This window comes from Nocardioides sp. QY071 (assembly GCF_029961765.1).
Lineage (GTDB): Bacteria > Actinomycetota > Actinomycetes > Propionibacteriales > Nocardioidaceae > Nocardioides.
Window position 1 is genome coordinate 2,326,360 of sequence record NZ_CP124681.1, and the last position, 20,561, is coordinate 2,346,920.

23 protein-coding genes are annotated in these 20,561 nt (G+C 71.7%); 17 read left to right on the forward strand and 6 right to left on the reverse strand.

What is annotated here, in order from left to right:
* Nucleotides 1–62 precede the first annotated feature (62 nt).
* From QI633_RS11080 to QI633_RS11125, 10 genes are all read left to right on the forward strand, one after another.
* Nucleotides 63–314, forward strand: coding sequence for a hypothetical protein (locus tag QI633_RS11080; protein WP_282428991.1), 252 nt, complete (start codon nucleotides 63–65; stop codon nucleotides 312–314).
* Between the two features lie 73 nt (nucleotides 315–387).
* Nucleotides 388–936: a DinB family protein gene (locus tag QI633_RS11085; RefSeq protein ID WP_141799124.1), complete on the forward strand. Its 549-nt coding sequence runs from the start codon at nucleotides 388–390 to the stop codon at nucleotides 934–936.
* The gene (locus QI633_RS11090; protein ID WP_141799123.1) at nucleotides 933–1,127 is read left to right on the forward strand and encodes a DUF3046 domain-containing protein; all 195 of its coding nucleotides are present in this window, start codon (nucleotides 933–935) and stop codon (nucleotides 1,125–1,127) included. Before QI633_RS11085 ends, QI633_RS11090 begins: the two co-directional genes overlap by 4 nt.
* Entirely contained in the window at nucleotides 1,124–2,404 is a 1,281-nt protein-coding gene (locus QI633_RS11095) for an MFS transporter (protein WP_282428992.1), read from the forward strand. The genes QI633_RS11090 and QI633_RS11095 overlap by 4 nt, the downstream gene beginning before the upstream one ends.
* A gap of 196 nt (nucleotides 2,405–2,600) precedes the next feature.
* Entirely contained in the window at nucleotides 2,601–3,653 is a 1,053-nt protein-coding gene (gene recA, locus QI633_RS11100; protein ID WP_141799122.1) for a recombinase RecA, read from the forward strand.
* A gap of 4 nt (nucleotides 3,654–3,657) precedes the next feature.
* Entirely contained in the window at nucleotides 3,658–4,209 is a 552-nt protein-coding gene (locus QI633_RS11105) for a regulatory protein RecX (RefSeq protein WP_282428993.1), read from the forward strand.
* Entirely contained in the window at nucleotides 4,199–4,711 is a 513-nt protein-coding gene (locus QI633_RS11110) for a phosphoribosyltransferase (protein ID WP_282428994.1), read from the forward strand. The genes QI633_RS11105 and QI633_RS11110 overlap by 11 nt, the downstream gene beginning before the upstream one ends.
* Before the next feature lies 1 nt (nucleotide 4,712).
* Entirely contained in the window at nucleotides 4,713–5,570 is an 858-nt protein-coding gene (locus QI633_RS11115; protein WP_141799119.1) for a polyphosphate kinase 2 family protein, read from the forward strand.
* On the forward strand, nucleotides 5,567–6,352 hold the full coding sequence (locus QI633_RS11120; protein ID WP_260806039.1) for a HipA family kinase: 786 nt from the start codon (nucleotides 5,567–5,569) through the stop codon (nucleotides 6,350–6,352). The genes QI633_RS11115 and QI633_RS11120 overlap by 4 nt, the downstream gene beginning before the upstream one ends.
* On the forward strand, nucleotides 6,349–6,759 hold the full coding sequence (locus tag QI633_RS11125; RefSeq protein ID WP_141799118.1) for a DUF3037 domain-containing protein: 411 nt from the start codon (nucleotides 6,349–6,351) through the stop codon (nucleotides 6,757–6,759). The genes QI633_RS11120 and QI633_RS11125 overlap by 4 nt, the downstream gene beginning before the upstream one ends.
* Before the next feature lie 105 nt (nucleotides 6,760–6,864).
* On the opposite strand, the gene QI633_RS11130 is transcribed toward QI633_RS11125, so the two are convergent.
* From QI633_RS11130 to QI633_RS11140, 3 genes are all read right to left on the reverse strand, one after another.
* A complete protein-coding gene (locus QI633_RS11130; protein ID WP_141799117.1) occupies nucleotides 6,865–7,608 on the reverse strand; it encodes a sirohydrochlorin chelatase in 744 nt (247 codons plus the stop codon).
* A 34-nt stretch (nucleotides 7,609–7,642) separates the two neighbouring features.
* Nucleotides 7,643–8,389, reverse strand: coding sequence for a phosphoadenylyl-sulfate reductase (locus QI633_RS11135; RefSeq protein WP_282428995.1), 747 nt, complete (start codon nucleotides 8,387–8,389; stop codon nucleotides 7,643–7,645).
* A gap of 199 nt (nucleotides 8,390–8,588) precedes the next feature.
* Complete coding sequence (locus tag QI633_RS11140; protein WP_141799114.1) at nucleotides 8,589–10,304, reverse strand: nitrite/sulfite reductase; 1,716 nt, start codon at nucleotides 10,302–10,304, stop codon at nucleotides 8,589–8,591.
* A gap of 349 nt (nucleotides 10,305–10,653) precedes the next feature.
* Between QI633_RS11140 and QI633_RS11145 the strand changes: the two genes are divergently transcribed.
* The gene (locus QI633_RS11145; RefSeq protein WP_141799113.1) at nucleotides 10,654–12,105 is read left to right on the forward strand and encodes a glycine hydroxymethyltransferase; all 1,452 of its coding nucleotides are present in this window, start codon (nucleotides 10,654–10,656) and stop codon (nucleotides 12,103–12,105) included.
* A 1-nt stretch (nucleotide 12,106) separates the two neighbouring features.
* On the opposite strand, the gene QI633_RS11150 is transcribed toward QI633_RS11145, so the two are convergent.
* Entirely contained in the window at nucleotides 12,107–12,799 is a 693-nt protein-coding gene (locus QI633_RS11150; protein ID WP_141799112.1) for a response regulator, read from the reverse strand.
* Nucleotides 12,796–14,385 (reverse strand): sensor histidine kinase, encoded by a 1,590-nt coding sequence (locus tag QI633_RS11155; RefSeq protein ID WP_282428996.1) that lies wholly within the window; start codon nucleotides 14,383–14,385, stop codon nucleotides 12,796–12,798. The genes QI633_RS11150 and QI633_RS11155 overlap by 4 nt, the downstream gene beginning before the upstream one ends.
* Nucleotides 14,386–14,522: 137 nt before the next feature.
* Between QI633_RS11155 and QI633_RS11160 the strand changes: the two genes are divergently transcribed.
* A complete protein-coding gene (locus QI633_RS11160) occupies nucleotides 14,523–15,881 on the forward strand; it encodes a cation:dicarboxylase symporter family transporter (protein ID WP_282428997.1) in 1,359 nt (452 codons plus the stop codon).
* On the opposite strand, the gene QI633_RS11165 is transcribed toward QI633_RS11160, so the two are convergent.
* Nucleotides 15,869–16,999 carry a phosphotransferase gene (locus QI633_RS11165; protein ID WP_141799110.1) on the reverse strand — a complete coding sequence of 377 codons (1,131 nt, stop codon included), beginning with the start codon at nucleotides 16,997–16,999 and terminating at the stop codon, nucleotides 15,869–15,871. The genes QI633_RS11160 and QI633_RS11165 overlap by 13 nt on opposite strands.
* A gap of 100 nt (nucleotides 17,000–17,099) precedes the next feature.
* Between QI633_RS11165 and QI633_RS11170 the strand changes: the two genes are divergently transcribed.
* The 5 genes from QI633_RS11170 to QI633_RS11190 all read left to right on the forward strand — a co-directional run bounded on the left by QI633_RS11170 (nucleotide 17,100) and on the right by QI633_RS11190 (nucleotide 20,208).
* Nucleotides 17,100–18,053 carry a YihY/virulence factor BrkB family protein gene (locus QI633_RS11170; protein WP_141799109.1) on the forward strand — a complete coding sequence of 318 codons (954 nt, stop codon included), beginning with the start codon at nucleotides 17,100–17,102 and terminating at the stop codon, nucleotides 18,051–18,053.
* Nucleotides 18,054–18,062: 9 nt separating this feature from the next.
* A complete protein-coding gene (locus QI633_RS11175; protein ID WP_313901098.1) occupies nucleotides 18,063–19,178 on the forward strand; it encodes a potassium channel family protein in 1,116 nt (371 codons plus the stop codon).
* Nucleotides 19,179–19,334: 156 nt separating this feature from the next.
* The gene (locus QI633_RS11180) at nucleotides 19,335–19,508 is read left to right on the forward strand and encodes a hypothetical protein (protein WP_160158269.1); all 174 of its coding nucleotides are present in this window, start codon (nucleotides 19,335–19,337) and stop codon (nucleotides 19,506–19,508) included.
* A gap of 75 nt (nucleotides 19,509–19,583) precedes the next feature.
* A complete protein-coding gene (locus QI633_RS11185; protein WP_282428998.1) occupies nucleotides 19,584–19,967 on the forward strand; it encodes a hypothetical protein in 384 nt (127 codons plus the stop codon).
* A gap of 31 nt (nucleotides 19,968–19,998) precedes the next feature.
* Complete coding sequence (locus QI633_RS11190; RefSeq protein ID WP_141799107.1) at nucleotides 19,999–20,208, forward strand: hypothetical protein; 210 nt, start codon at nucleotides 19,999–20,001, stop codon at nucleotides 20,206–20,208.
* Nucleotides 20,209–20,561 lie beyond the last annotated feature (353 nt).

Consider the following 20,561-nt stretch of genomic DNA (forward strand, 5'->3'; position numbering starts at 1 on the left):
GGTGCGTGCTCGGGGTGCGGGACACCCGAAGAACTTCCGGAGATGGCCACTAGCGTGCGGGCATGGAGCAGGACGAGGAACACCGCGCGCAGCTGGACCGGCTGCGGTTCGTGCAGGCCGTCGCGGAGCACGCCACCCAGGTGGTCGCGCTGATCACCCGTGCCCGCAGCGTGGACGAGGCCGTGGTGGCCGTCTCGCGGCTCCTCGACGTCGACGAGGTGACCGTGATGTCCGGGCTCGCGCAGTTCAACCTGCTCGCCCTGACCCGGCCCGCCACCGAGCGGCGCGCGGCGCTGCTGGCCGAGGGGTCCTGAACTGGCAGGGCTTCGACGGGGGGTGGCGGAATATGCCTCGCCCGGTCGTCCCTGAGGGCGGGAGGATGGTCTCGTGACCAACGAGACGACCGCCGAGATCGCCCCCGACACCAAGGACTGGACCTGGGTGCTCGACCGCCCGTGCCCCGACTGCGGGTTCGACCCGGCAGCCGTCGACCGGGTCGCCTTCGGCGACGTCATCCGCGACAACGCGGCGTTCTGGGTCTCCGTCCTCGAGTCGCCGCGCGCCGGCGAGCGGCCCGAGCCCACGGTCTGGTCGCCCACCGAGTACGCCTGCCACGTCCGTGACGTCCACCGCGTCTTCGTCGGCCGCGTCGAGCAGATGCTCACCGAGGACGACCCGCGGTTCGCGAACTGGGACCAGGACGAGACCGCCGTCGCGGAGCGGTACGACCAGCAGCGGGCCGCGGACGTCGTACCCGACCTGCTGGCCGCGGCCGACGCTGTCGCCGACGCCTACGACCGGGTCCCCGACGACGCCTGGGACCGCCCGGGACGGCGCAGCAACGGCAGCGTCTTCACCGTCGAGACCCTCGGCAGCTACCACCTGCACGACCTGGTGCACCACCGCTGGGACGTCCGGTGGATCATGGGCGAGTGAGGCACACCGAGTTCTGGGCACGCATGGAGCGCAACCTCGGTGGGGCCTACGCCCACGTGTGGGCCGACAGCTTCGTGATCGGCACGCTCGACCACCGCACGCCGAGCGAGGCGCTCGCGGCCGGCGTCTCGCCCAAGGAGGTCTGGCGCGCGGTCTGGGAGGTCCGCGAGCTCCCGGAGAGCGAGCGGTGACCGGCGTCGTCGAGCCCGACCTGGTCCTGGGCGGGGTGCAGCGGCGCACCGTCAGGGTCCTCGTGCTCACCCAGGCGGTCGGCGCCGTCGGCATCACCATCGGCATCGCCACCGCCTCCCTGCTCGCCCGCGACCTGTCGGGGTCGGAGTCGATGGCCGGGCTGGCGCAGACGGCGCAGGTCCTCGGCGCCGCGGTCATCTCGTTCCTGCTGGCTCCGCTGATGGCCCGTCGCGGGCGTCGCAGCGGACTGATGACGGGGTACGTCGTCGGCTCGGCCGGCGCCCTGACCGCGGTGCTGGCCGGGGTGGCCGGCTCGATGGTGCTGCTGCTCGTCGGCGCGATGATGCTCGGCGCGACGACGTCGGCCAACAACGCCGCGCGGTACGCCGCCACCGACCTCGCCACCGACGAGAACCGCGCCCGCTCGCTGTCGCTCGTCGTGTGGGCCACCACGATCGGCGCCGTCGCCGGGCCGAACCTGACCGGCCCGGCCGGCTCCTTCGCCGACGCCGTCGGGATCCCCGAGCTGACCGGGCCGTTCGCGATCGGTGCCATCGGCATGCTCACCGCGGCCGTCCTCGTCGGCCTGCTGCTGCGGCCCGACCCGCTGCTGACCGCGCAGGAGGCGGCCGCGCGGACGGTGCCGGGCGTCGTACGGACGGGGTCGTCGTGGAGCCGCGCGGCCGCGACGGTCCGTGAGCGCCCGGTCCTCGGCTACGCCATCGCCGGGCTCGCGCTCACCCACGCCACGATGATCGGCGTGATGACGATGACGCCGCTGCACATGGAGCACGGCGGCTCGGGGCTCGAGGTCATCGGCATCGTCATCAGCGTCCACGTGCTCGGCATGTTCGCCTTCTCGCCGTTCGTCGGCATGCTCGCCGACCGGGTCGGCCGGCCGCCGGTCCTGGCCGCCGGGGGAGTCGTCCTGCTCGCCGCGCTGCTGCTCTGCGCGTCGTCCCCGACCGGGATGTCGTGGGAGGTGACCGCCGGGCTGTTCCTGCTCGGCGTCGGCTGGTCGCTCGCCATGGTGTCGGCCTCCACCCTCGTCGCCGAGCACGCGCCGCTCGACGTACGCACCGACGTCCAGGGCGTCTCCGACCTCGTCATGGGCCTGACCGCCGCGGCTGCCGGCGCGGTCGCGGGCGTCGTGGTCGGCGGAGCCGGCTATCCCGCCCTGGCGCTGGGGAGCCTGCTGCTCGTCGTCGGCGTGCTCGGCTGCGCGGCGCGGGCCATCGCGGAGTCGCGCGGCGCCGCGACACGCCGACTCACCTGACACGACTTCGAACAGGTGTTCGGCTAGATTGGTCGTACGGCAGAACGTGGGTCCCGCCAGGGTCCCTCGGCTGTCCACAGGTACGACGTCCGGGCGGGTTGTCCACACCCACGACACGACTGATCAGGTTGTGTCGGGACCTCGCCCTAGCGTCGCCTCTGTACCTGGCCCACCACGACACGAAGGACTGAGGACCATGGCTGGAGACGACCGGCAGAAGGCGCTCGAGACCGCCCTGCTCAACATCGAGAAGCAGTACGGCAAGGGTTCGGTGATGCGCCTCGGCGACGACTCGCGCGCCCCCCTGGACGTGATCCCGACCGGGTCGATCGCGCTGGACGTGGCGCTCGGCATCGGTGGCCTCCCGCGTGGCCGCGTGGTGGAGATCTACGGCCCCGAGTCCAGCGGTAAGACCACGGTCTCGCTGCACGCCGTCGCCAGTGCCCAGGCCGCCGGCGGCATCGTGGCCTTCATCGACGCCGAGCACGCGCTCGACCCCGAGTACGCCAAGGCCCTCGGCGTCGACACCGACGCCCTCCTCGTCTCCCAGCCCGACTCCGGTGAGCAGGCCCTTGAGATCGCCGACATGCTGATCCGCTCCGGCGCCCTCGACCTGATCGTCATCGACTCCGTCGCCGCGCTCGTGCCCCGCGCCGAGATCGAGGGCGAGATGGGCGACAGCCACGTCGGCCTCCAGGCCCGCCTGATGAGCCAGGCGCTGCGCAAGATGACCGGTGCCCTCAACCAGTCCAAGACGACCGCCATCTTCATCAACCAGCTGCGCGAGAAGATCGGCGTCATGTTCGGCTCGCCCGAGACCACCACCGGTGGTCGCGCGCTGAAGTTCTACTCCTCCGTGCGCCTCGACGTGCGCCGCATCGAGACCCTCAAGGACGGCACCGACATGGTCGGCAACCGCACCCGGGTCAAGGTCGTCAAGAACAAGGTCGCCCCGCCCTTCAAGCAGGCCGAGTTCGACATCATGTACGGCAAGGGCATCTCCCGCGAGGGCAGCCTGATCGACGTCGGTGTCGAGGCCGGCCTGATCCGCAAGGCCGGTGCCTGGTACACCTACGAGGGCGACCAGCTCGGCCAGGGCAAGGAGAACGCGCGCTCCTTCCTCAAGGACAACCCGGACCTGGCCAACGAGCTGGAGAAGAAGATCCTCGAGAAGCTCGGCGTCACCCCCACCGTCGACGGCGAGTTCAACGACCTCTCCGACGAGCCGATCGGCGTCGACTCCTTCTGATCCGATGCGCGACGAAGAACCCCCCGAGGACGACGGCTGGACAGAGGATGCCGACCCCGAGTCGGTGGCCCGCAAGATCCTCCTCGACCAGCTCAGCCTCAAGGCCCGCAGCCGCAAGGAGCTCGAGGACCGCCTCGCCCGCCGCAACGTCCCGGGCGACGTGACGACCCGCCTCCTCGACCGCTTCGAGGAGGTCGGGCTGGTCGACGACGAGGCATTCGCCCGCGCCTGGGTCGAGGGCCGCCAACGCAGCCGTGGCCTCGCCACGAAGGCCTTGGCGGCCGAGCTGCGCCGCAAGGGCGTGCCCGACGAGACCACGAAGACGGTGCTCGCCGAGGTCGACCCGGAGCACGAGGAGGAGACGGCGGCGGTGCTGGTCCGCAAGAAGCTGCGCAGCATGCGCGGTCTGGAGCCGCAGGTCGCGACCCGGCGCCTGGTCGGGATGCTCGCCCGCAAGGGCTACTCACCCGGTGTCGCATACGCCGTGGTCCGGCGCGAGCTCGGGGCAGCGGCGGAGTCGGTCGAGGCCGGTGCAGAATGGGCGGGTGACGACTGACGCGGCGCCGGCGCCCGAGCGCGAGATCCTGACCTACGACCTGTTCGGCACCGCGGTGCGCGACCTCGCCCAGCAGGTCGTCGACGACGGCTTCGAGCCGGACATCGTGCTGGCGATCGCCCGCGGCGGACTCGGCCTGGCGATGGGCCTGGGCTACGCGCTGGACGTGAAGAACCTGTCGGCGGTCAACGTCGAGTTCTACACCGGGATCAACGAGCGCCTCGACGTCCCCATGATGCTGCCGCCGACGCCGGCCGCGATCGACCTGACCGGCATGAAGGTGCTCATCGCCGACGACGTCGCCGACACCGGCAAGACGCTCGAGGTGGTCCGCGACTTCTTCGCCGACCACGTGGCCGAGGCCAGGACCGCGGTGATCTACGAGAAGCCGTGGACGGTGATCCGCCCGGAGTACGTCTGGCGCCGTACCGACGCCTGGATCGACTTCCCCTGGTCATCGACCCCACCGCTGGTCGACCGGCGCGGCGGCCAGGCCCACTGAGATGGCCTTCCCCCTCTCGGACCTCACGTCCACGCTGCGCGTCGCGCCCGGCCCGATCGACCTGGGCAACATCGAGACCGACGCCGCGCCCGGCTTCGACGGCGGCAAGTCGGACGGCGAGGCCGCCCTCGCCGAGCTCGGCCCGAACCTCGCGGACCTGCAGGAGCGGCTGTTCGCCGACGGCAAGTCGGGCGGGCGCCGCTCGGTCCTGCTGGTGCTGCAGGGCATGGACACCTCCGGCAAGGGCGGCACGCTGCGCTCGACCGTCGGCCTGGTCGACCCGCAGGGTGTGCGGATCACCTCGTTCAAGGCACCCAGCGAGGACGAGCGTGCCCACGACTTCCTGTGGCGGATCACCAAGGCGCTGCCGCCGGTCGGACTGATCGGTGTCTTCGACCGCTCGCACTACGAGGACGTGCTGATCGCGCGTGTGCGCGAGCTCGCGCCGCCGGCGGAGATCGAGCGGCGGTACGACGCCATCAACGCCTGGGAGGCCGAGCTGGCGTCCGAGGGCACCACGATCATCAAGTGCATGCTGCACATCTCGGCCGCTGAGCAGAAGGAGCGCCTGCTGGCGCGGCTCGACGACCCGACCAAGCACTGGAAGTACAACCCGGGCGACGTCGACGAGCGCGAGCTGTGGCCGGCCTACCAGGAGGCCTACGAGATCGCGATCGCCCGCACCAACACCGAGGTCGCGCCCTGGCACGTGATCCCGGCCGACAAGAAGTGGTACCGCAACCTCGCGATCGGCACCCTGCTGCACGACGCTCTGCAGTCCTTCGACCTCGACTGGCCCGAGGCCGACTTCGACGTCGAGAAGGAGAAGCAGCGGCTCCTCGACGAGAAGGCCCTGTGAGCAGCGGACGGATGGAGCAGGTCAAGGTCACCCGGTACGTCACGCCGCTGCGCGAGGGCGGCAGCCTGCCCGGCATCGTCGAGGCCGACGACCTCGGTACGTACGTGTGCAAGTTCCGCGGCGCCGGCCAGGGCACCCGGGTGCTGGTCGCGGAGGTCGTCGTGGCGGGCATCGCCCGCCTGCTCGACGTACCCACGCCCGACCAGGTGGTGCTCGACCTCGACCCGGAGATCGCGCGCTACGAGGCCGACGAGGAGGTGCAGGACCTGATCAACGCCAGCACCGGCCTCAACCTCGGCATCGACTTCCTGCCGGGCTCGTTCGGCTACGACCCGACCAGCGCCCCTGACGCCGACCTGGCCGGCCGCGTGCTGTGGCTCGACGCGTTCACCGCCAACGTCGACCGCAGTTGGCGCAACCCCAACCTGCTGGTCTGGCGCGGCACCCTGCAGGCGATCGACCACGGTGCGTCGCTCTACTTCCACCACTCCTGGTCCGGCGGCCCCGGCGACCCGGCGCGCTTCGCCGCGCAGCCGTACGACGCCTCCGAGCACATCCTGCGCGGGTACGCCCCGCAGGCGGCCGCCCAGGACGCCGACCTCGCGGCCCGGCTGACCGACGACGCGCTCGCGCGGGTGCTGGCCGACGTGTGCGACGACTGGCTCGAGCCGGTCCCGGGCGCGGAGACGCCCGACGCGCTGCGGGAGCGGTACGTCGCCTTCCTCGCCGCACGCCGCGACGGTGGCCGGGCCTGGCTCCCGGCGCCGGAGATGGCCTCGTGAAGCCCTACCAGTACGTCACCCTGCGCTGCGTCCCCCGTGTCGAGCGCGAGGAGTTCGTCAACGTGGGCGTGGTGCTGTACTGCCCGGCCGAGGACTACCTCGGCGTGCGCTCGTCGGTCGACGCGGACCGGATCCGCGCGCTCGACGCGGACGTCGACATCGCCTCGGTCCGAGCCGCGCTCGACGCGATCGACCGGGTCTGTCGCGGCGAGGCCCACGCGGCGTTCGGCGTGGGCGTGCGCGCGACGGCGTACGGCTCACGGGCGCAGAAGGACGACGCGAGCACGCGCTTCGGGTTCCTCAAGGCGCCGAGGAGCACGGTGCTGCAGCCCGGGCCGGTCCACGGTGGGGTCACCGCCGATCCGGCCCGCACGCTCGAACATCTGCTGGAGCAGCTGGTCCTCTAGCGCCGAGTGCCGACATAACGGGAGCTGGGACGACGAAACTGGCGCTGGGACGACGATGCTTCCTCGTCCAAGCGCCAGTTTCACCGGCCGGCCGGTGAAACTGGCTCAGACCGGGACCAGCTCGACCGCGCCGACGGCGTAGCGGGCGAGGATCGTGCGGGCGATCTCCGGGTGGGCGCCGAGCGGCTCGGACACGGCGACGGCGCCGGCCTCGAGGGCGAGCTCGGTGGCCCGGTCGACCAGGTTGCCGGGCGCCAGGAACAGCGAGGCGACCGCGATGTGGCGACGCCCCTCGGCCCGGAAGGCACGCACGGCCTCGCCGGTGGCCGGCGGCGCGCTGGTGGCGTACGCCGCCGTGACGGGCAGCTTGTGGTGCGCGCCCCACAGCCGGGCGAGCCGGGCGACGGCCTGGTTGGCCAGCGGGTCCGACGTACCGGCGGCGGCGAGCACGAGCGCGTCGAGCTCGCGCACCCGGGCACCGCGCAGGGCTTCACGCAGCCGCTCGTCGAGCACCTCCAGGAAGCGCGCCTCGAGGCCGAGCACGGCCGTGGCGCGGATCTGCAGGCCGGGGTGGCGCGTGGTCGCCTCGGCGATCACCTCGGGTACGTCGACCCGGGCGTGGAAGGCCTCGACCAGCAGCAGCGGTACGACGACGATCTCGTCGTACCCCGCCTTCACCAGCCGGTCCACGACGGTGTGGAAGTTCGGCTTGGCGAGGTCGAGGAACGCCTTCTCGATGCGCAGGTCGGGACGCAACGCCTTCGTCGCGTCGACGAGCGCGGAAACGGTGGCGGCCGAGCGCGGGTCGCGGCTGCCGTGGGCAAGGGCGATGAGTGCCGGAGCGGTCATCGTCGGTTCCCCCTCTCCTCCGGGATGCGGGCGGTCATGAGTGGATCCCGCATTCGGTCTTGTTGGTGCCGGCCCAGCGGCCGCTGCGCGGGTCCTCGCCGGGGGCGACCCGGCGGGTGCACGGCGCGCAGCCGATGGACGGGTAGCCGTCGTAGACGAGCGGGTTGACGAGCACGCCGTTCTCGGCGATGTAGCGCTCGACCTGCTCGTCGCTCCACCGGGCGATGGGGGAGACCTTGACCTTCTGCTTCTTGGCGTCCCAGCCGATCACCGGCGCGATCACCCGGTTGTGCGTCTCCGCGCGGCGCAGGCCGGTCGCCCACGCGTCGTACCCGGCCAGCGAGTCGGCCAGCGGCTTGACCTTGCGCAGGGCGCAGCACAGGTCGGGGTCGCGCTTGTAGAGCTCGGGGCCGTACTCGGCGTCCTGCTCGGCCACGGTCTGGACCGGGGTGATCGAGATCAGGTTGACGTTCATCGTGGCCGCGACCGCGTCGCGGGTCCCGATGGTCTCGATGAAGTGGTAGCCGGTGTCGAGGAACACGACGTCGACGCCGGGCACGACCTTCTCGGCGAGGTGCGCCAGGACGGCGTCGCCCATCGAGGAGGTGATGCAGAACCGCTCGCCGAACGTGGCCGCGGCCCACTCGATGATGACCTCGGCGGGGGCGAGCTCGAGCTCGGCGCCCCAGTGGGACACGAGCTCGCGGAGCTCCTCAGGGGACCGGCCGGCGGTGTGCGACCCACGGAACTCGCGGGCGGCACGCGTGGTGGCAGTGGTCATGAAGCACCTCCTTCAGGGGTGCGGGCGGACGGGGCGGCGGGCCCCAGGAACTGGAGGCTGAAGGCCCGGAGGCAGCTGCGGCATTCCCAGCCGCCTGCTTCGCGGGGCCACAGGTCGGTGTCGCCGCAGTAGGGGCAGTGGTACGGCGACGCGGCACGCGCGCTCCGTCCGCTGCCCGGCTCGACCGACCCGTGTCCCATCAGACCGATTCCAGGGTCTTCTCGCCGCGCAGCAGCTCCTCGTCCGCGCGGTGGACCCACTCGTCGAACGCCTCGCCGTCGGTGCGGTCGGCGAGGTAGTTGGTGACGATCGTGGTGACGTAGTCGTCGAGACCGGCGCTGGTGACCTTGTGGGCGCGCAGCTTGCGGCCGAAGTTGGCGCGCAGGCCCGTGGCGCCGCCGAGGTGCACCTGGAAGCCCTCCACCTGCTCGCCCTCGGAGAGCACCATCTGGCCCTTGAGTCCGATGTCGGCGACCTGCGTGCGCGCGCACGCGTTGGGGCAGCCGTTCACGTTGATCGTGATGGGGGTGTCGAGGTCGGGGAAGCGCTTCTCGAGCTCGAGGGTGAGCAGGCGTGCGCGCTCCTTGGTGTCGACCAGGGCGAGCTTGCAGAACTCGATGCCGGTGCAGGCCATCGTGTTGCGTCGCCAGTTCGAGGGACGGGCCGTCAGGCCGATGCCGTCGAGGCGCTCGAGCAGGGCCTCGGTCTTGTCGCCGTCGACGCCGATCAGGACGATCTTCTGGTACGCCGTGAGGCGGGCGCCCTCGACGCCGAACTCGTCCATCAGCTCGGCGAGCTGGACCAGGGCGGTGCCGGAGATCCGGCCTGCCGAGGGAGCCAGGCCGACGTAGAAGCGGCCGTCCTTCTGCTCGTGGACACCGACGTGGTCGCGGTGGCCGACCGGCGTCTCGGGAGAGGCGAGGGTGGCGAGCTTCTTGCCGAGGTACTCGTTCTCGAGGACCTCGCGGAACTTCTCCACGCCCCAGTCGGCGACCAGGAACTTGAGCCGGGCGCGCGAGCGCAGGCGGCGGTAGCCGTAGTCGCGGAAGATGCCGGCGACCCCGGCCCACACGTCCGCCACCTCGTCCAGCGGGATCCACACGCCGAGCTTCTGGGCGAGCATCGGGTTGGTGGACAGGCCGCCGCCGACCCACACGTCGAAGCCCGGGCCGTGCTCGGGGTGCACCGAGCCGACGAAGGAGACGTCGTTGGTCTCGGGGGAGACGTCCATGCTGGGGTGACCCGTGACGGCGGTCTTGAACTTGCGCGGGAAGTTCGAGAAGTCCTTGTTGCCGATGTAGCGACGCTCGATCTCGAGCAGCGCGGGCGTCCCGTCGATGATCTCGTCCTTGGCGATGCCGGCGACCGGCGAGCCCAGGAACGGTCGGGGGGAGTCGCCGCAGGCCTCGATGGAGTGGAGGCCGACCGCGTCGAGGCGCTCCCAGATCTCGGGGACCTTCTCGATCTCGATCCAGTGGTACTGGATGTTGGCGCGGTCGCTGACGTCGGCGGTGTCGCGGGCGAAGTCGACGCCGATCGAGCCGAGGGCCCGGACGGCGGCCGACGAGAGCAGCTTGCCGTCGGAGCGGACCCGCATCATGAAGTAGCGGTCGTCCAGCTCCTCTTCCTCGAGGGCGGCGGTCTCGTTGCCGAGGATCCCGGGCCGGCGCTGGGTGTAGAGACCCATCCAGCGGAAGCGGCCGCGCAGGTCGGCGGGGTCGATCGAGTCGAAGCCGCGCTTGGAGTAGGTGTAGAGGATCCGGTCCCGCACGTTGAGCGGGTCGTCGTCCTTCTTGGACTGCTCGTTCTTGTTGAGCGGCTCGGTGTAGCCGAGGGCCCACTGGCCCTCCGCGCGCTTCGGGCGCGGGATCTCGGTGAACTTGGCACGTTCGGGCTTGAAGCGCAGGTCAGGCATGCGGAGAGGAGGTCCTTCGCTGATGGGTACGCCCGGCTGTGGAGGCGTACGGCTCGGGTGGATGCGGCGGCGACGTCAGCGGGGCCAACACATCATGCTGCGCGTGCGCCCGAAGTCCACGTGGCGTCGAACCACGAGGTGCGCATGGGTGGCAGCAGTGACCATGTCAATGAGTCTCACCCCTCGGACTCCTGGTCCACAAATCCGAATCTCATTATCTGGATGCCGTTCCCAACATGTGGACGGATCGTGCGCCTGACCCGCCCGCTCAGGCGGGGCCTGCGACGCACGTCACACCGGGTGCCGCCTGCCAGCGCGCCAGCAGGTGTTCGCCACTACGCTGTGCGCCATGAGCGACAACTCCCTCAACGGCGCCCTCGTCAGCAGCGCCTACAACCAGGCCCTGGAGGTCATCGCCTCCGTCGAGCCCCGCATCGCGGACGCGACGCGCCAGGAGCTCGCCGACCAGCGCGCGTCGCTCAAGCTGATCGCGAGCGAGAACTACGCCTCGCCCGCCGTGCTGCTCACCATGGGCACCTGGTTCAGTGACAAGTACGCCGAGGGCACCGTCGGGCACCGCTTCTACGCCGGCTGCCAGAACGTCGACACCGTCGAGGCGCTCGCCGCCGAGCACGCCCGCGAGCTGTTCGGCGCCGAGTACGCCTACGTCCAGCCGCACTCCGGCATCGACGCCAACCTGACGGCGTACTGGGCGATCCTGGCCCACCGGGTCGAGGGACCCTGGCTGCAGGACGCCGGCGTGAAGAACATGAACGACCTCTCCGACGCCGACTGGGAGCGGCTGCGGCACGAGCTCGGCAACCAGCGGTTGCTGGGCATGAGCCTCGACACCGGCGGCCACCTCACCCACGGCTTCCGCCCGAACATCAGCGGCAAGATGTTCCACCAGCAGCAGTACGGCACCGACCCGGAGACCGGGCTGATCGACTACGACGCCCTGCGGGCCAAGGCCAAGGAGTTCAAGCCCCTCATCCTGGTCGCCGGCTACTCGGCGTACCCGCGCCGGGTGAACTTCGCCAAGATGCGCGAGATCGCCGACGAGGTCGGTGCGACCCTCATGGTCGACATGGCCCACTTCGCCGGCCTGGTCGCCGGCAAGGTGTTCACCGGCGACGAGGACCCGATCCCGCACGCCCACGTGGTCACCAGCACCTCGCACAAGTCGTTGCGCGGCCCGCGCGGTGGCTTCATCCTCGCGACCGAGGAGTACGCCCCGAGCGTCGACCGCGGCTGCCCGATGGTGCTCGGTGGCCCGCTCTCGCACGTGATGGCCGCCAAGGCCGTCGCCTTCGCGGAGGCCCGCACGCCCGCCTTCCAGACCTACGCCCAGGCTGTCGCCGACAATGCGAAGTCCCTGGCCGAGGGGCTGCAGACCCGCGGCACCAAGCTGGTCACCGACGGCACCGACAACCACATCGTGCTGCTCGACGTGTCCTCCTTCGGGCTGACCGGTCGCCAGGCCGAGTCGGCGCTGCTCGACGCCGGTGTCGTCACCAACCGCAACTCGGTCCCGTCCGACCCCAACGGCGCCTGGTACACCTCGGGCATCCGGATCGGCACCCCCGCGCTCACCAGCCGCGGCTTCGGCGGCGCCGAGTTCGACGCGGTCGCCGACCTGATCGTCGAGGTCCTCAAGAACACCACGCCCGGCACGACGTCGGCCGGTGCGCCCTCGAAGGCGTCCTACGTCCTCGCCGACGGCGTGGCCGACAAGGTCCGCTCGGCGTCGGCGGAGCTGCTCGACAAGCACCCGCTGTACCCCGGTCTCGACCTCTCCTGAGCTACCTCCAGGAGTAGCTGACCTCGGGCCGCCCGCCGCTCGCGCCGTACCTCAGGCCGCGGGCGGCGAGCCCTTGGTCGGCGAGGTGCTCGAGGTAGCGCCGCGCGGTGACGCGCGAGCTGCCGACGGCGGTGGCGACCTCGCTCGCGGAGAGGTCGCCACCGGCCTCGCGCAGCGCGGCCGTGACGGCGCGCAGCGTCTCCGTGCTCATCCCCTTCGGCAGCGGCGCGGTCGCGCTGGGTCGTAGCGAGCCCAGCAGCCGGTCGACCTCGTCCTGCACGACCTCGGCGGGTGCGGCGTCCAGCTCTGCCCGGTAGGCGGCGTACTGCTCGAGCTTGGCGCGGAAGGTGGCGAACGTGAACGGCTTGAGCAGGTAGAGCACCACGCCCTGGCCGACCGCCTGGCGCACCACCTGGGTGTCGCGGGCAGCGGTCACCGCGATCACGTCGCACAGGTGGCCGGCGCCGCGCAGGCCGGCCAGCAGCCCCAGCCCGTGGGTGTCGGGCAGGTTCATGTCGAGCAGCACCAGGTCGACGGGGGCGCCGGCATCGCGGGCGGCGTCCAGTGCCCGGGCCGCGTCGCGTGCCGAGCGGGCGACCCCTGCCAGCGCGAAGCCCGGCACCCGTCCGACGTACGACGCGTGCGCCTCCGCCGCCAGCTCCTCGTCCTCGACGACGAGCACCCGCACGCTCACGGCGCCGTCCCGGTGCGCAGGGTGACCGTGAACTCAGCGCCGCCGAGCCCGGACCGGCCGACCGCGACGTCGCCGTCGTGCTTGCGGGCGACCTGGACGACGAGCGCGAGGCCCAGGCCACGGCCGGTGCCGGGCTCGGCCTTGGTGGTCCAGCCGCGGTCGAGCACCCGGCCGGCGGCCTCCGCGTCGAGCCCCGGGCCGCTGTCGCCGACCCGGACGACGAGGGTGCCGGCGTCGCCCTCGAAGGCGACGGCGACCCGGCGCGGGTCGACGAGCGCCACGGCGTCGAAGGCGTTGTCGACGAGGTTGCCGACCACGGTGACCAGATCGCGGGCCGGGATGCTGCTGCCGGCCGGCACGGTGCCGGAGATGGCCAGGTCGATGCCGCGCTCGGCGCCCTCGGCGGTCTTGCCGAGCAGCAGCGCGGCCAGCACCGGGTCCTCGACGGCGCCGACGACCTGGTCGGTCAGCAGCTGGGCGACCTGGAGCTCGGAGGTCGCGAACTCGACCGCGTCGCCCGGGCGGCCCATCTCGATGAGGGACACGACGGTGTGCAGGCGGTTGGCCGACTCGTGGTTCTGCGAGCGCAGGGACTCGGTGAGCCGTCGTACGACCTCGAGCTCGCCGGTGACCGAGCGCAGCTCGGTGTGGTCGCGCAGGGTGACGACCGAGCCCACGTCGCGGCCGTCCCACCGGGCGGGGGCGGCGGACACGACGAGCATCCGCTCGCCGGCGAGGTAGAGGTCGTCGGACTCCGCGGTGCGTCCACGCGCGGCGGCGACCAGGCCCGGCGCGAGGCCGAGGTCCTCGACCGGACGGCCGACGACGTCCTCGGGCAGCGCGAGCAGCCGCCGCGCCTCGTCGTTGGCGAGCTGGACCCGGCCGGATCCGTCGAGGAGCAGCAGGCCCTCGCGCACGGAGTGCAGGACGGCGGAGTAGTACTCGTACATCCGCGCCAGCTCCTGCTCGCCCATCCCGTGGGTGACCCGGTGCAGCCGCCGGCCGAGCAGCCACGCACCGGTGAGGCCGAGCAGGAGCACCAGCAGCCCGCACAGCACGACGATGGTCACGTCGCGGCGCAGCCCGCGGTCGATGTCGCTGACGGTGATGCCGACCGAGACCAGGGCGACCACCTCGCCCCCGTCCTCCACCGGTACGACGGAGCGCACCGACGGGCCGAGGGTGCCGGTGTACTGCTGGGTGAAGACCTCGCCCCGGGGTGCGTCGCCGAGGTCGCCGACGAACTTCCGGCCGATCTGCGTGGGGTCGGGATGCGTGTAGCGGGTGCGGTCCAGGCCCATCACCACGACGAAGTCGGTGTCGGTGTCGCGGCGTACCTCCTCTGCCCACGGCTGCAGCTCGGCAGTCGGGTCGGCGCTGCGCAGCGCCTCGCGGACGGCGGGGGAGTCGGCCACGGTCTGGGCCACGGCGACCGCGCGCTGGGTGGCCCGGCTGCGCGAGTCGCGCCGGGCGTCGTACGACGCCATCAGGATGCCGACCACGACGAGCAGCAGCACCGTGCCGACCTGCAGCACCAGCACCTGGCGGGCGACCGGGCGGTCGCGGAGCGGGCGTGGGCGGGGCACGTCGCCATTCTCGCGCAGCCGGGGCCCCTGCATGTGACCTGCGCCACGAACACAACGAACACAACGGTGACGGTCGTCACGACCGGTCGCAGAGTTGCGGAGAACCCCAGCCCGACCATGCGAAACCCGGAGGAACCATGGGCACCACCAGTACGGCGAGCGCGACCCAGCGCGGCGCGCGGACGCACTATCTCTACCTCGCGGTGATCGGCGCAGTGCTGCTCGGCATCGCGACCGGCCTGCTGTTCCCCACCTTCGCGGTCGAGCTGAAGCCGCTCGGCGAGGGCTTCGTCAACCTGATCAAGATGATGATCCAGCCGGTCATCTTCTGCACGATCGTCCTCGGCGTCGGCTCGGTCGCCAGCGCCGCGAAGGTCGGCCGGGTCGGCGGACTCGCCCTCGGCTACTTCCTCGTCATGTCGACGGTCGCGCTGTCGATCGGCATGCTCGTCGGCAACCTGCTGCAGCCCGGCGACGGCCTGCACCTGACCGCCGAGGCGGCCGCGACCGCGCAGGAGAAGGCGGCCGAGGGGCACGCCGACACCACCGCCTTCCTGCTCGGGATCATCCCGACCTCGGCCTTCAGTGCGCTCACCAGCGGCAGCGTGCTGCAGACCCTCCTGATCGCGCTGCTCGTCGGCTTCGCGCTGCAGCGCATGGGCGCGACCAGCGCACCGATCATCACCGCCGTCAGCCACCTGCAGCGCCTCGTGTTCCGGCTGCTGGCGATGATCATGTGGGCCGCCCCGGTCGGCGCCTTCGGCGCGATGGCCGCGGTCACCGGCCAGGGCGGCGTGGACGCGCTGAAGAGCCTCGCCGTGCTGATGGTGGGCTTCTACATCACCTGCGTGCTGTTCGTCGTCGTCGTTCTCGGCGCGCTGCTCAAGCTCGCCACCGGCATCAACATCTTCGCGCTGCTGCGCTACCTGGGCCGCGAGTTCCTGCTCATCCTCGCCACCTCGTCCTCGGAGTCCGCGCTGCCCCGGGCCATCGCCAAGCTCGAGCACGCCGGCATCGACAAGACCACCGTCGGCGTCGTCGTCCCGACCGGCTACTCGTTCAACCTCGACGGCACCGCGATCTACCTGACCATGGCCTCGATCTTCATCGCCGAGGCGATGGGCACCCCGCTCGCGCTGGGCGAGCAGGTCTCGCTGCTGCTGTTCATGATGATCGCCGCCAAGGGCGCCGCCGGCGTGACCGGCTCCGGCATGGCCGTGCTGGCCGGTGGCCTGCAGTCGCACCGGCCCGAGCTGGTCGACGGCGTCGGCCTGATCGTCGGCATCGACCGGTTCATGTCCGAGGCCCGGGCGCTGACCAACTTCGCCGGCAACGCGGTCGGCACCGTCCTGGTCGGCCACTGGACCGGCAGCATCGACCGGGCCCGGCTGGACCGGGTGCTCGCCGGCGAGGAGCCGTTCGACGAGACCACGATGGTCGACGACCACGCGCCGGCGCCGGATGCCGAGGCGCGGCGGGTGCCTCAGCCGGTCTGATCGACCAGGTCCAGGACGTAGCGGGCGGTGGCTGCCCTGGTGGCGGCCATCGCCCGCAGCGCGTCGGTGGGCTCCTCTTCGAGCACCTCGAAGGGGATCGCCGAGAGCCCGCTGAAGATCAGCAGGTGCAGCGCGTGCGCGCGCCTGACCGCGTCGATGCCGAGGTCGACGCCCTCGGCGACCAGGCCCTCGACGTACGCCGCCAGGCAGGTCGCGTCACGCTCACCGAGGTCGCTCGCATCGCGGCGACCGATCTGGACGTCGCCGACGAGCAGCTGGCCGAGGTCGAACCCGACCGGCAGTGCCATGAAGAACCCGAAGTCGATCATCGTGAAGCCGTCGCGGTCGGGCCGCACCAGCAGGTTGTTGGGACAGGCGTCGCCGTGGCCGACCAGCTCCGGCTGGTCCAGCAGCTCCTCGGTGAGCCGCGGCAGGGCGTCGACGGCGGCCAGCAGGCGCGGTCGAAGGTCGGCGAACGCGCCGGCGACGAGCGGGTGCCGCCACACGCCCTCGTCGCCGAGGATCGGCAGCACCTGGTGGCCGAGCCGGCCGTCGACGTAGCTGCGGACATCCCACTCCCGGCTGCCGATCCGGGCCAGGGCCCGCACACCGGGGCGGGCCGCGAACCTGCCGAGCAGGTGCGCTGCGTGCCGGTAGCGGGCCAAGTCCCACGTCACGTCGGCCGTCGGCACCACCTCGAGCCACACGGTGTACGCGCCGTCGTCGATGTCGTGGACGCCCAGCGCGCGCGGGATCGCCAGGCCCTCGGGCAGGTGGTCGGCGAGGTCCGAGGAGTAGACCGCGCCCTCGGTGCGCCACGGCACCATCCCGGCGGCCCAGGACCGGATCTCCTCCGGGACGTCGAGGAAGAACGGCGAGCGCGACCACTCGTGGACGTGCTTCACGAACATCCGGAAGTCGTGGGCATGGCCGTCGACCGCCGCGGTCCCGCGCACCCACCAGCGACCTCCGGTGGTGATCGCGGGCAGCGCGTAGTCGACGACCTCGGCGCGGGAGGAGAGCAGCTCGACGTCGTCGACCCCGAGCAGCTCGGCGACCATCGCCGCGAGCACGTCATCGCCGACATCGGCGGCACCGAGAGCGGATCGGTCGTGCACGGTGACCTCCTGGCAGCGAGTCCCGAGCGATGCAGATCACCCGATCGTAGGGCCGTGCGGGTCCCCGGGGCACTGGCTCCGGGCCGCTAGCGTGAGGGCCATGGCGGAGGACTCGGGCACCCAGGTCGTGGTGCCGTGGCCCCGTCGCCTCGCCCACCTGGTGTGGCGCCTGGTGGTCACGACGGTGAGCTCGTGCCTGAAGTACCGCGTCACCGGGCTCGCGGCCGAGGCCGCCTTCTTCGCGGTGGTCTCGGTGCCGCCGCTGGTCTTCGCCCTCGCCGGCGGCGTCGGCTACGTCACCGAGCACTTCACCGCCGCCCAGGTCGACGAGGTGCGTCGTGCCGTCGTCGACCTGTTCTCGCGCTTCCTCACCGACACGGCCGTCAACAAGGTGATCAAGCCGACCATGGACGACGTGCTGCGCGGCGGCCGGTTCGACGTGATCTCGCTCGGGTTCGTGCTGGCCCTGTGGTCGGGCTCCCGGGCGCTCAACGTCTTCGTCGACACCATCACGATCATGCACGGGCTCGGCGGGCACCGGGGGATCGTGCGCACCCGGGCCCTGTCGTTCGTGCTCTACATCCTCGCCGTGATCTCCGGCGCGATCACGCTGCCGCTGGTGGTGGCCGGGCCCAAGCTGGTGCGGTCCTGGCTGCCCAACCGGGCGGAGTTCCTGATGGGGTTCTACTGGCCGCTGATCATCGTGATGTGCGTGTGCTTCCTCGCCACGCTCTACCACGTCTCGGTGCCGGTGCGGACCAACTGGAGCTTCAACCTGCCCGGTGCGGTGTTCTCGCTGACCAGCTGGGTCGTCGGGTCCTACCTCCTGCGCTGGGTGCTGACCGTGACCGCCGAGGACTCCCACTCGATCTACGGCCCACTGGCCGCGCCGATCGCGATCCTGGTGTGGCTCTACATCGCCGCGCTCGCCGTGCTCATCGGTGCGGGCGTCAACGCCGCCTTCGACGAGGTGTTCCCGCAGGAGGCCACGCAGCGGGCGCGCCGGGAGCTGCTCGACCGCCTGCTGCGTCGTACGCCGGACCCGGTGGAGTAGGTTCCCGCCGTGGGTGTGCTGAGCGGAGGACCGGCCGAGACCCCCCTGACGGGGCAGGTCGCGCTGCCCGAGCGGATCCGGTCGCCCTGGTGGCAGCTGGGGCGGCGCCTGCTGCTCGCCCTGGCGATCCTGGCCGGCACCGTGCTGCTGGTCTACCTCGACCGCGACGGCTATCGCGACTCCGGCGACGCCACGGCGGGCGACCCCACCGGCAGGATCACCCTGATCGACGCGATCTACTACACGACCGTCACCTTGAGCACCACCGGCTACGGCGACATCTCGCCGGTCAGCGACGGCGCCCGCCTGGTCAACGCGTTCATCATCACCCCGGCCCGCATCGGGTTCCTCGTGCTCTTGATCGGCACCACCCTCGAGGTGCTCGCCCAGCGCACTCGCGAGCTCTTCCGGATCTCCCGTTGGAGGAACAACATGGGACACCACGTCGTGGTGATCGGCTACGGCACCAAGGGCCGCAGCGCCGTCGAGACGCTGGTCGGCAACGGCCTCGACCGCGAGCACGTCGTGGTGGTCGACCCGAGTCCGGTCGCGCTGGCCGACGCCCACGCCGACCAGCTCGCCGTCGTCACGGGCGATGCCACCCGTCGCGGCGTCCTGCAGCGCGCCGGCGTCGCGGAGGCCGAGCAGGTCATCATCACCACCGGCCGCGACGACTCCAACGTGCTCGCCGCGCTCACCGTGCGCCAGCTCAACCCCGACGCCTGGATCGTCGCCGCGGTCAGCGAGCAGGAGAACGCACCGCTGATGCGGCAGTCCGGTGCCGACTCGGTCATCACCTCCTCCGACGCCGTCGGCCGGCTCCTCGGCCTCTCCACTCTCTCGCCCACGCTCGGCACGGTGATGGAGGACCTGCTCACCTACGGCGAGGGACTCGAGGTCGCCGAGCGCGAGCTGCTCGTCAACGAGGTCGGCATGCCGCCCCAGTCGCTGCCCGACCAGGTGATCGCGGTGGTCCGCGACGAGAAGGTCTACCGCTACTTCGACCCGGTCGTGACCCTGCTCGCCCGCGGGGACCGGCTGGTCGTCGTACGCCCGGCCAAGGAGCTGCCCTGGGCCCCCCGTCCGGGCACGCACGACGAGGACTTCGCCGCGGACGAGGACTGAGCCGGTGAAGGCAGGCTGAGCCCGGGACCCTCGGCGGGACCCCTGGTCCTCCCGGACTACGCCGGTCGCCGACGACCGTCCTGACCTGAGTGTCGATCGGTCCGATCCGGCTCGCGCCGCGCGACATCGGCTCCGCGAACCGGCAGGGTGGGTCGCATGGGGAAGGACTTCGGACCGTGGGTGCGCCACGACTGGTGCCCACGTTGCTACCGCCTGACGGAGCAGACGCGTTGGTACCGACGACTACTCGGCGAGCCGCCGGACCAGCACGAGCGGCGGGTGCGCTGCAACGAGTGCTCGGCCGACCTGGGCCACGCCGCGGCCAGCTGAGCGTGTGACAGCGGGGTTGGCCTCTGGGGATCGGGTACTGCGCGGTCGAAGTCCGTATCCGAGGAGGAGGCACTCATGCACCGCAAGAGCACGGCCGAACAGTTGAGGGACGACCTGCGCGATCTCGTCGACGCTGTCGTGCCCGAGGTCGAGTCCGCGGCCCACGCCGTCGCGGAGAAGGCACCACCGCTGATCCACCACGGCCGCGCCGTGGCCGTCGAGAAGGGCACGCGGGCGGCGACGTCGCTCGCCCAGCGGATCCCGGACCCGGTCATCGATCGGCTGCCGGACACGGTCGCGGACCGGCTCCCGCAGCCGCACCGCAGGCGGGGCCGGACGCTGCTCGTGCTCGGCGCGCTCGGCCTCCTCGGTGCAGGCGCCGCGGTCGTCGCCCGCCGGCGGCAGGCCCCACCCGAACGCCCCGTGGTGACCGGGATCGACGAGCAGGACCGGGCCTGACGTATTCGAACATGTGTTCTATTCTGGGCTCATGGCGGGGGTGCGGCACGTGTGGGTCCGACTGCCGTTCGTGCCCGTCGAGCTGCCCGGCCTGGTGCTCCACTGGCGCGCGACCGACAACGGCTGGGAGGGCCTGGTGTCGTACGTCGACCGCGAGGGTCGGGCGGTGACCGACTGGCTGGCCGCGACCGCTCTGCGGCCGGTGCCGCTCGAGCAGAAGGGCGGCTCGCCGGCGCCGTGACCCGGACGGCGACGGCGTGCGGGATCGTCGGAGGTCATCTCGTCGTTTTCGCCCCGCGCGGCGGCTCTGGCCACTACTCTCGGTCCCGGTTCCCCAACCACAGCGTGCCCGACGAACCCCACACTCGCCGGGCACGGGACGCCCTGCCCGGCATCGCCGGGCAGGGCGTTCTTCGTACCCGGACCTGGTCGCTCGTGATGTCGCCCGTCGTGCGGCGGGTAAAGCCTTCGCGAAGTGCCTCCGGTGCTCCGGCCGCCGACCTACTCTGAGCCACACCAGGCGATTCTCGGGATCGGCCAGGTTGCGACGATGAAGGGATCCCGCGCATGTCGATCGTGCGTCCGCAGCTCGAC

Coding starts and splice junctions, on each gene's coding strand:
- QI633_RS11080 (WP_282428991.1), top strand. CDS start 63: ATGGAGCAGGACGAGGAACACCGCGCGCAGCTGGACCGGCTGCGGTTC.
- recA (WP_141799122.1), top strand. CDS start 2,601: ATGGCTGGAGACGACCGGCAGAAGGCGCTCGAGACCGCCCTGCTCAAC.
- QI633_RS11105 (WP_282428993.1), top strand. CDS start 3,658: ATGCGCGACGAAGAACCCCCCGAGGACGACGGCTGGACAGAGGATGCC.
- QI633_RS11115 (WP_141799119.1), top strand. CDS start 4,713: ATGGCCTTCCCCCTCTCGGACCTCACGTCCACGCTGCGCGTCGCGCCC.
- QI633_RS11130 (WP_141799117.1), bottom strand. CDS start 7,608: ATGACCGCTCCGGCACTCATCGCCCTTGCCCACGGCAGCCGCGACCCG.
- QI633_RS11135 (WP_282428995.1), bottom strand. CDS start 8,389: ATGACCACTGCCACCACGCGTGCCGCCCGCGAGTTCCGTGGGTCGCAC.
- QI633_RS11140 (WP_141799114.1), bottom strand. CDS start 10,304: ATGCCTGACCTGCGCTTCAAGCCCGAACGTGCCAAGTTCACCGAGATC.
- QI633_RS11145 (WP_141799113.1), top strand. CDS start 10,654: ATGAGCGACAACTCCCTCAACGGCGCCCTCGTCAGCAGCGCCTACAAC.
- QI633_RS11160 (WP_282428997.1), top strand. CDS start 14,523: ATGGGCACCACCAGTACGGCGAGCGCGACCCAGCGCGGCGCGCGGACG.
- QI633_RS11170 (WP_141799109.1), top strand. CDS start 17,100: ATGGCGGAGGACTCGGGCACCCAGGTCGTGGTGCCGTGGCCCCGTCGC.
- QI633_RS11180 (WP_160158269.1), top strand. CDS start 19,335: ATGGGGAAGGACTTCGGACCGTGGGTGCGCCACGACTGGTGCCCACGT.
- QI633_RS11185 (WP_282428998.1), top strand. CDS start 19,584: ATGCACCGCAAGAGCACGGCCGAACAGTTGAGGGACGACCTGCGCGAT.
- QI633_RS11190 (WP_141799107.1), top strand. CDS start 19,999: ATGGCGGGGGTGCGGCACGTGTGGGTCCGACTGCCGTTCGTGCCCGTC.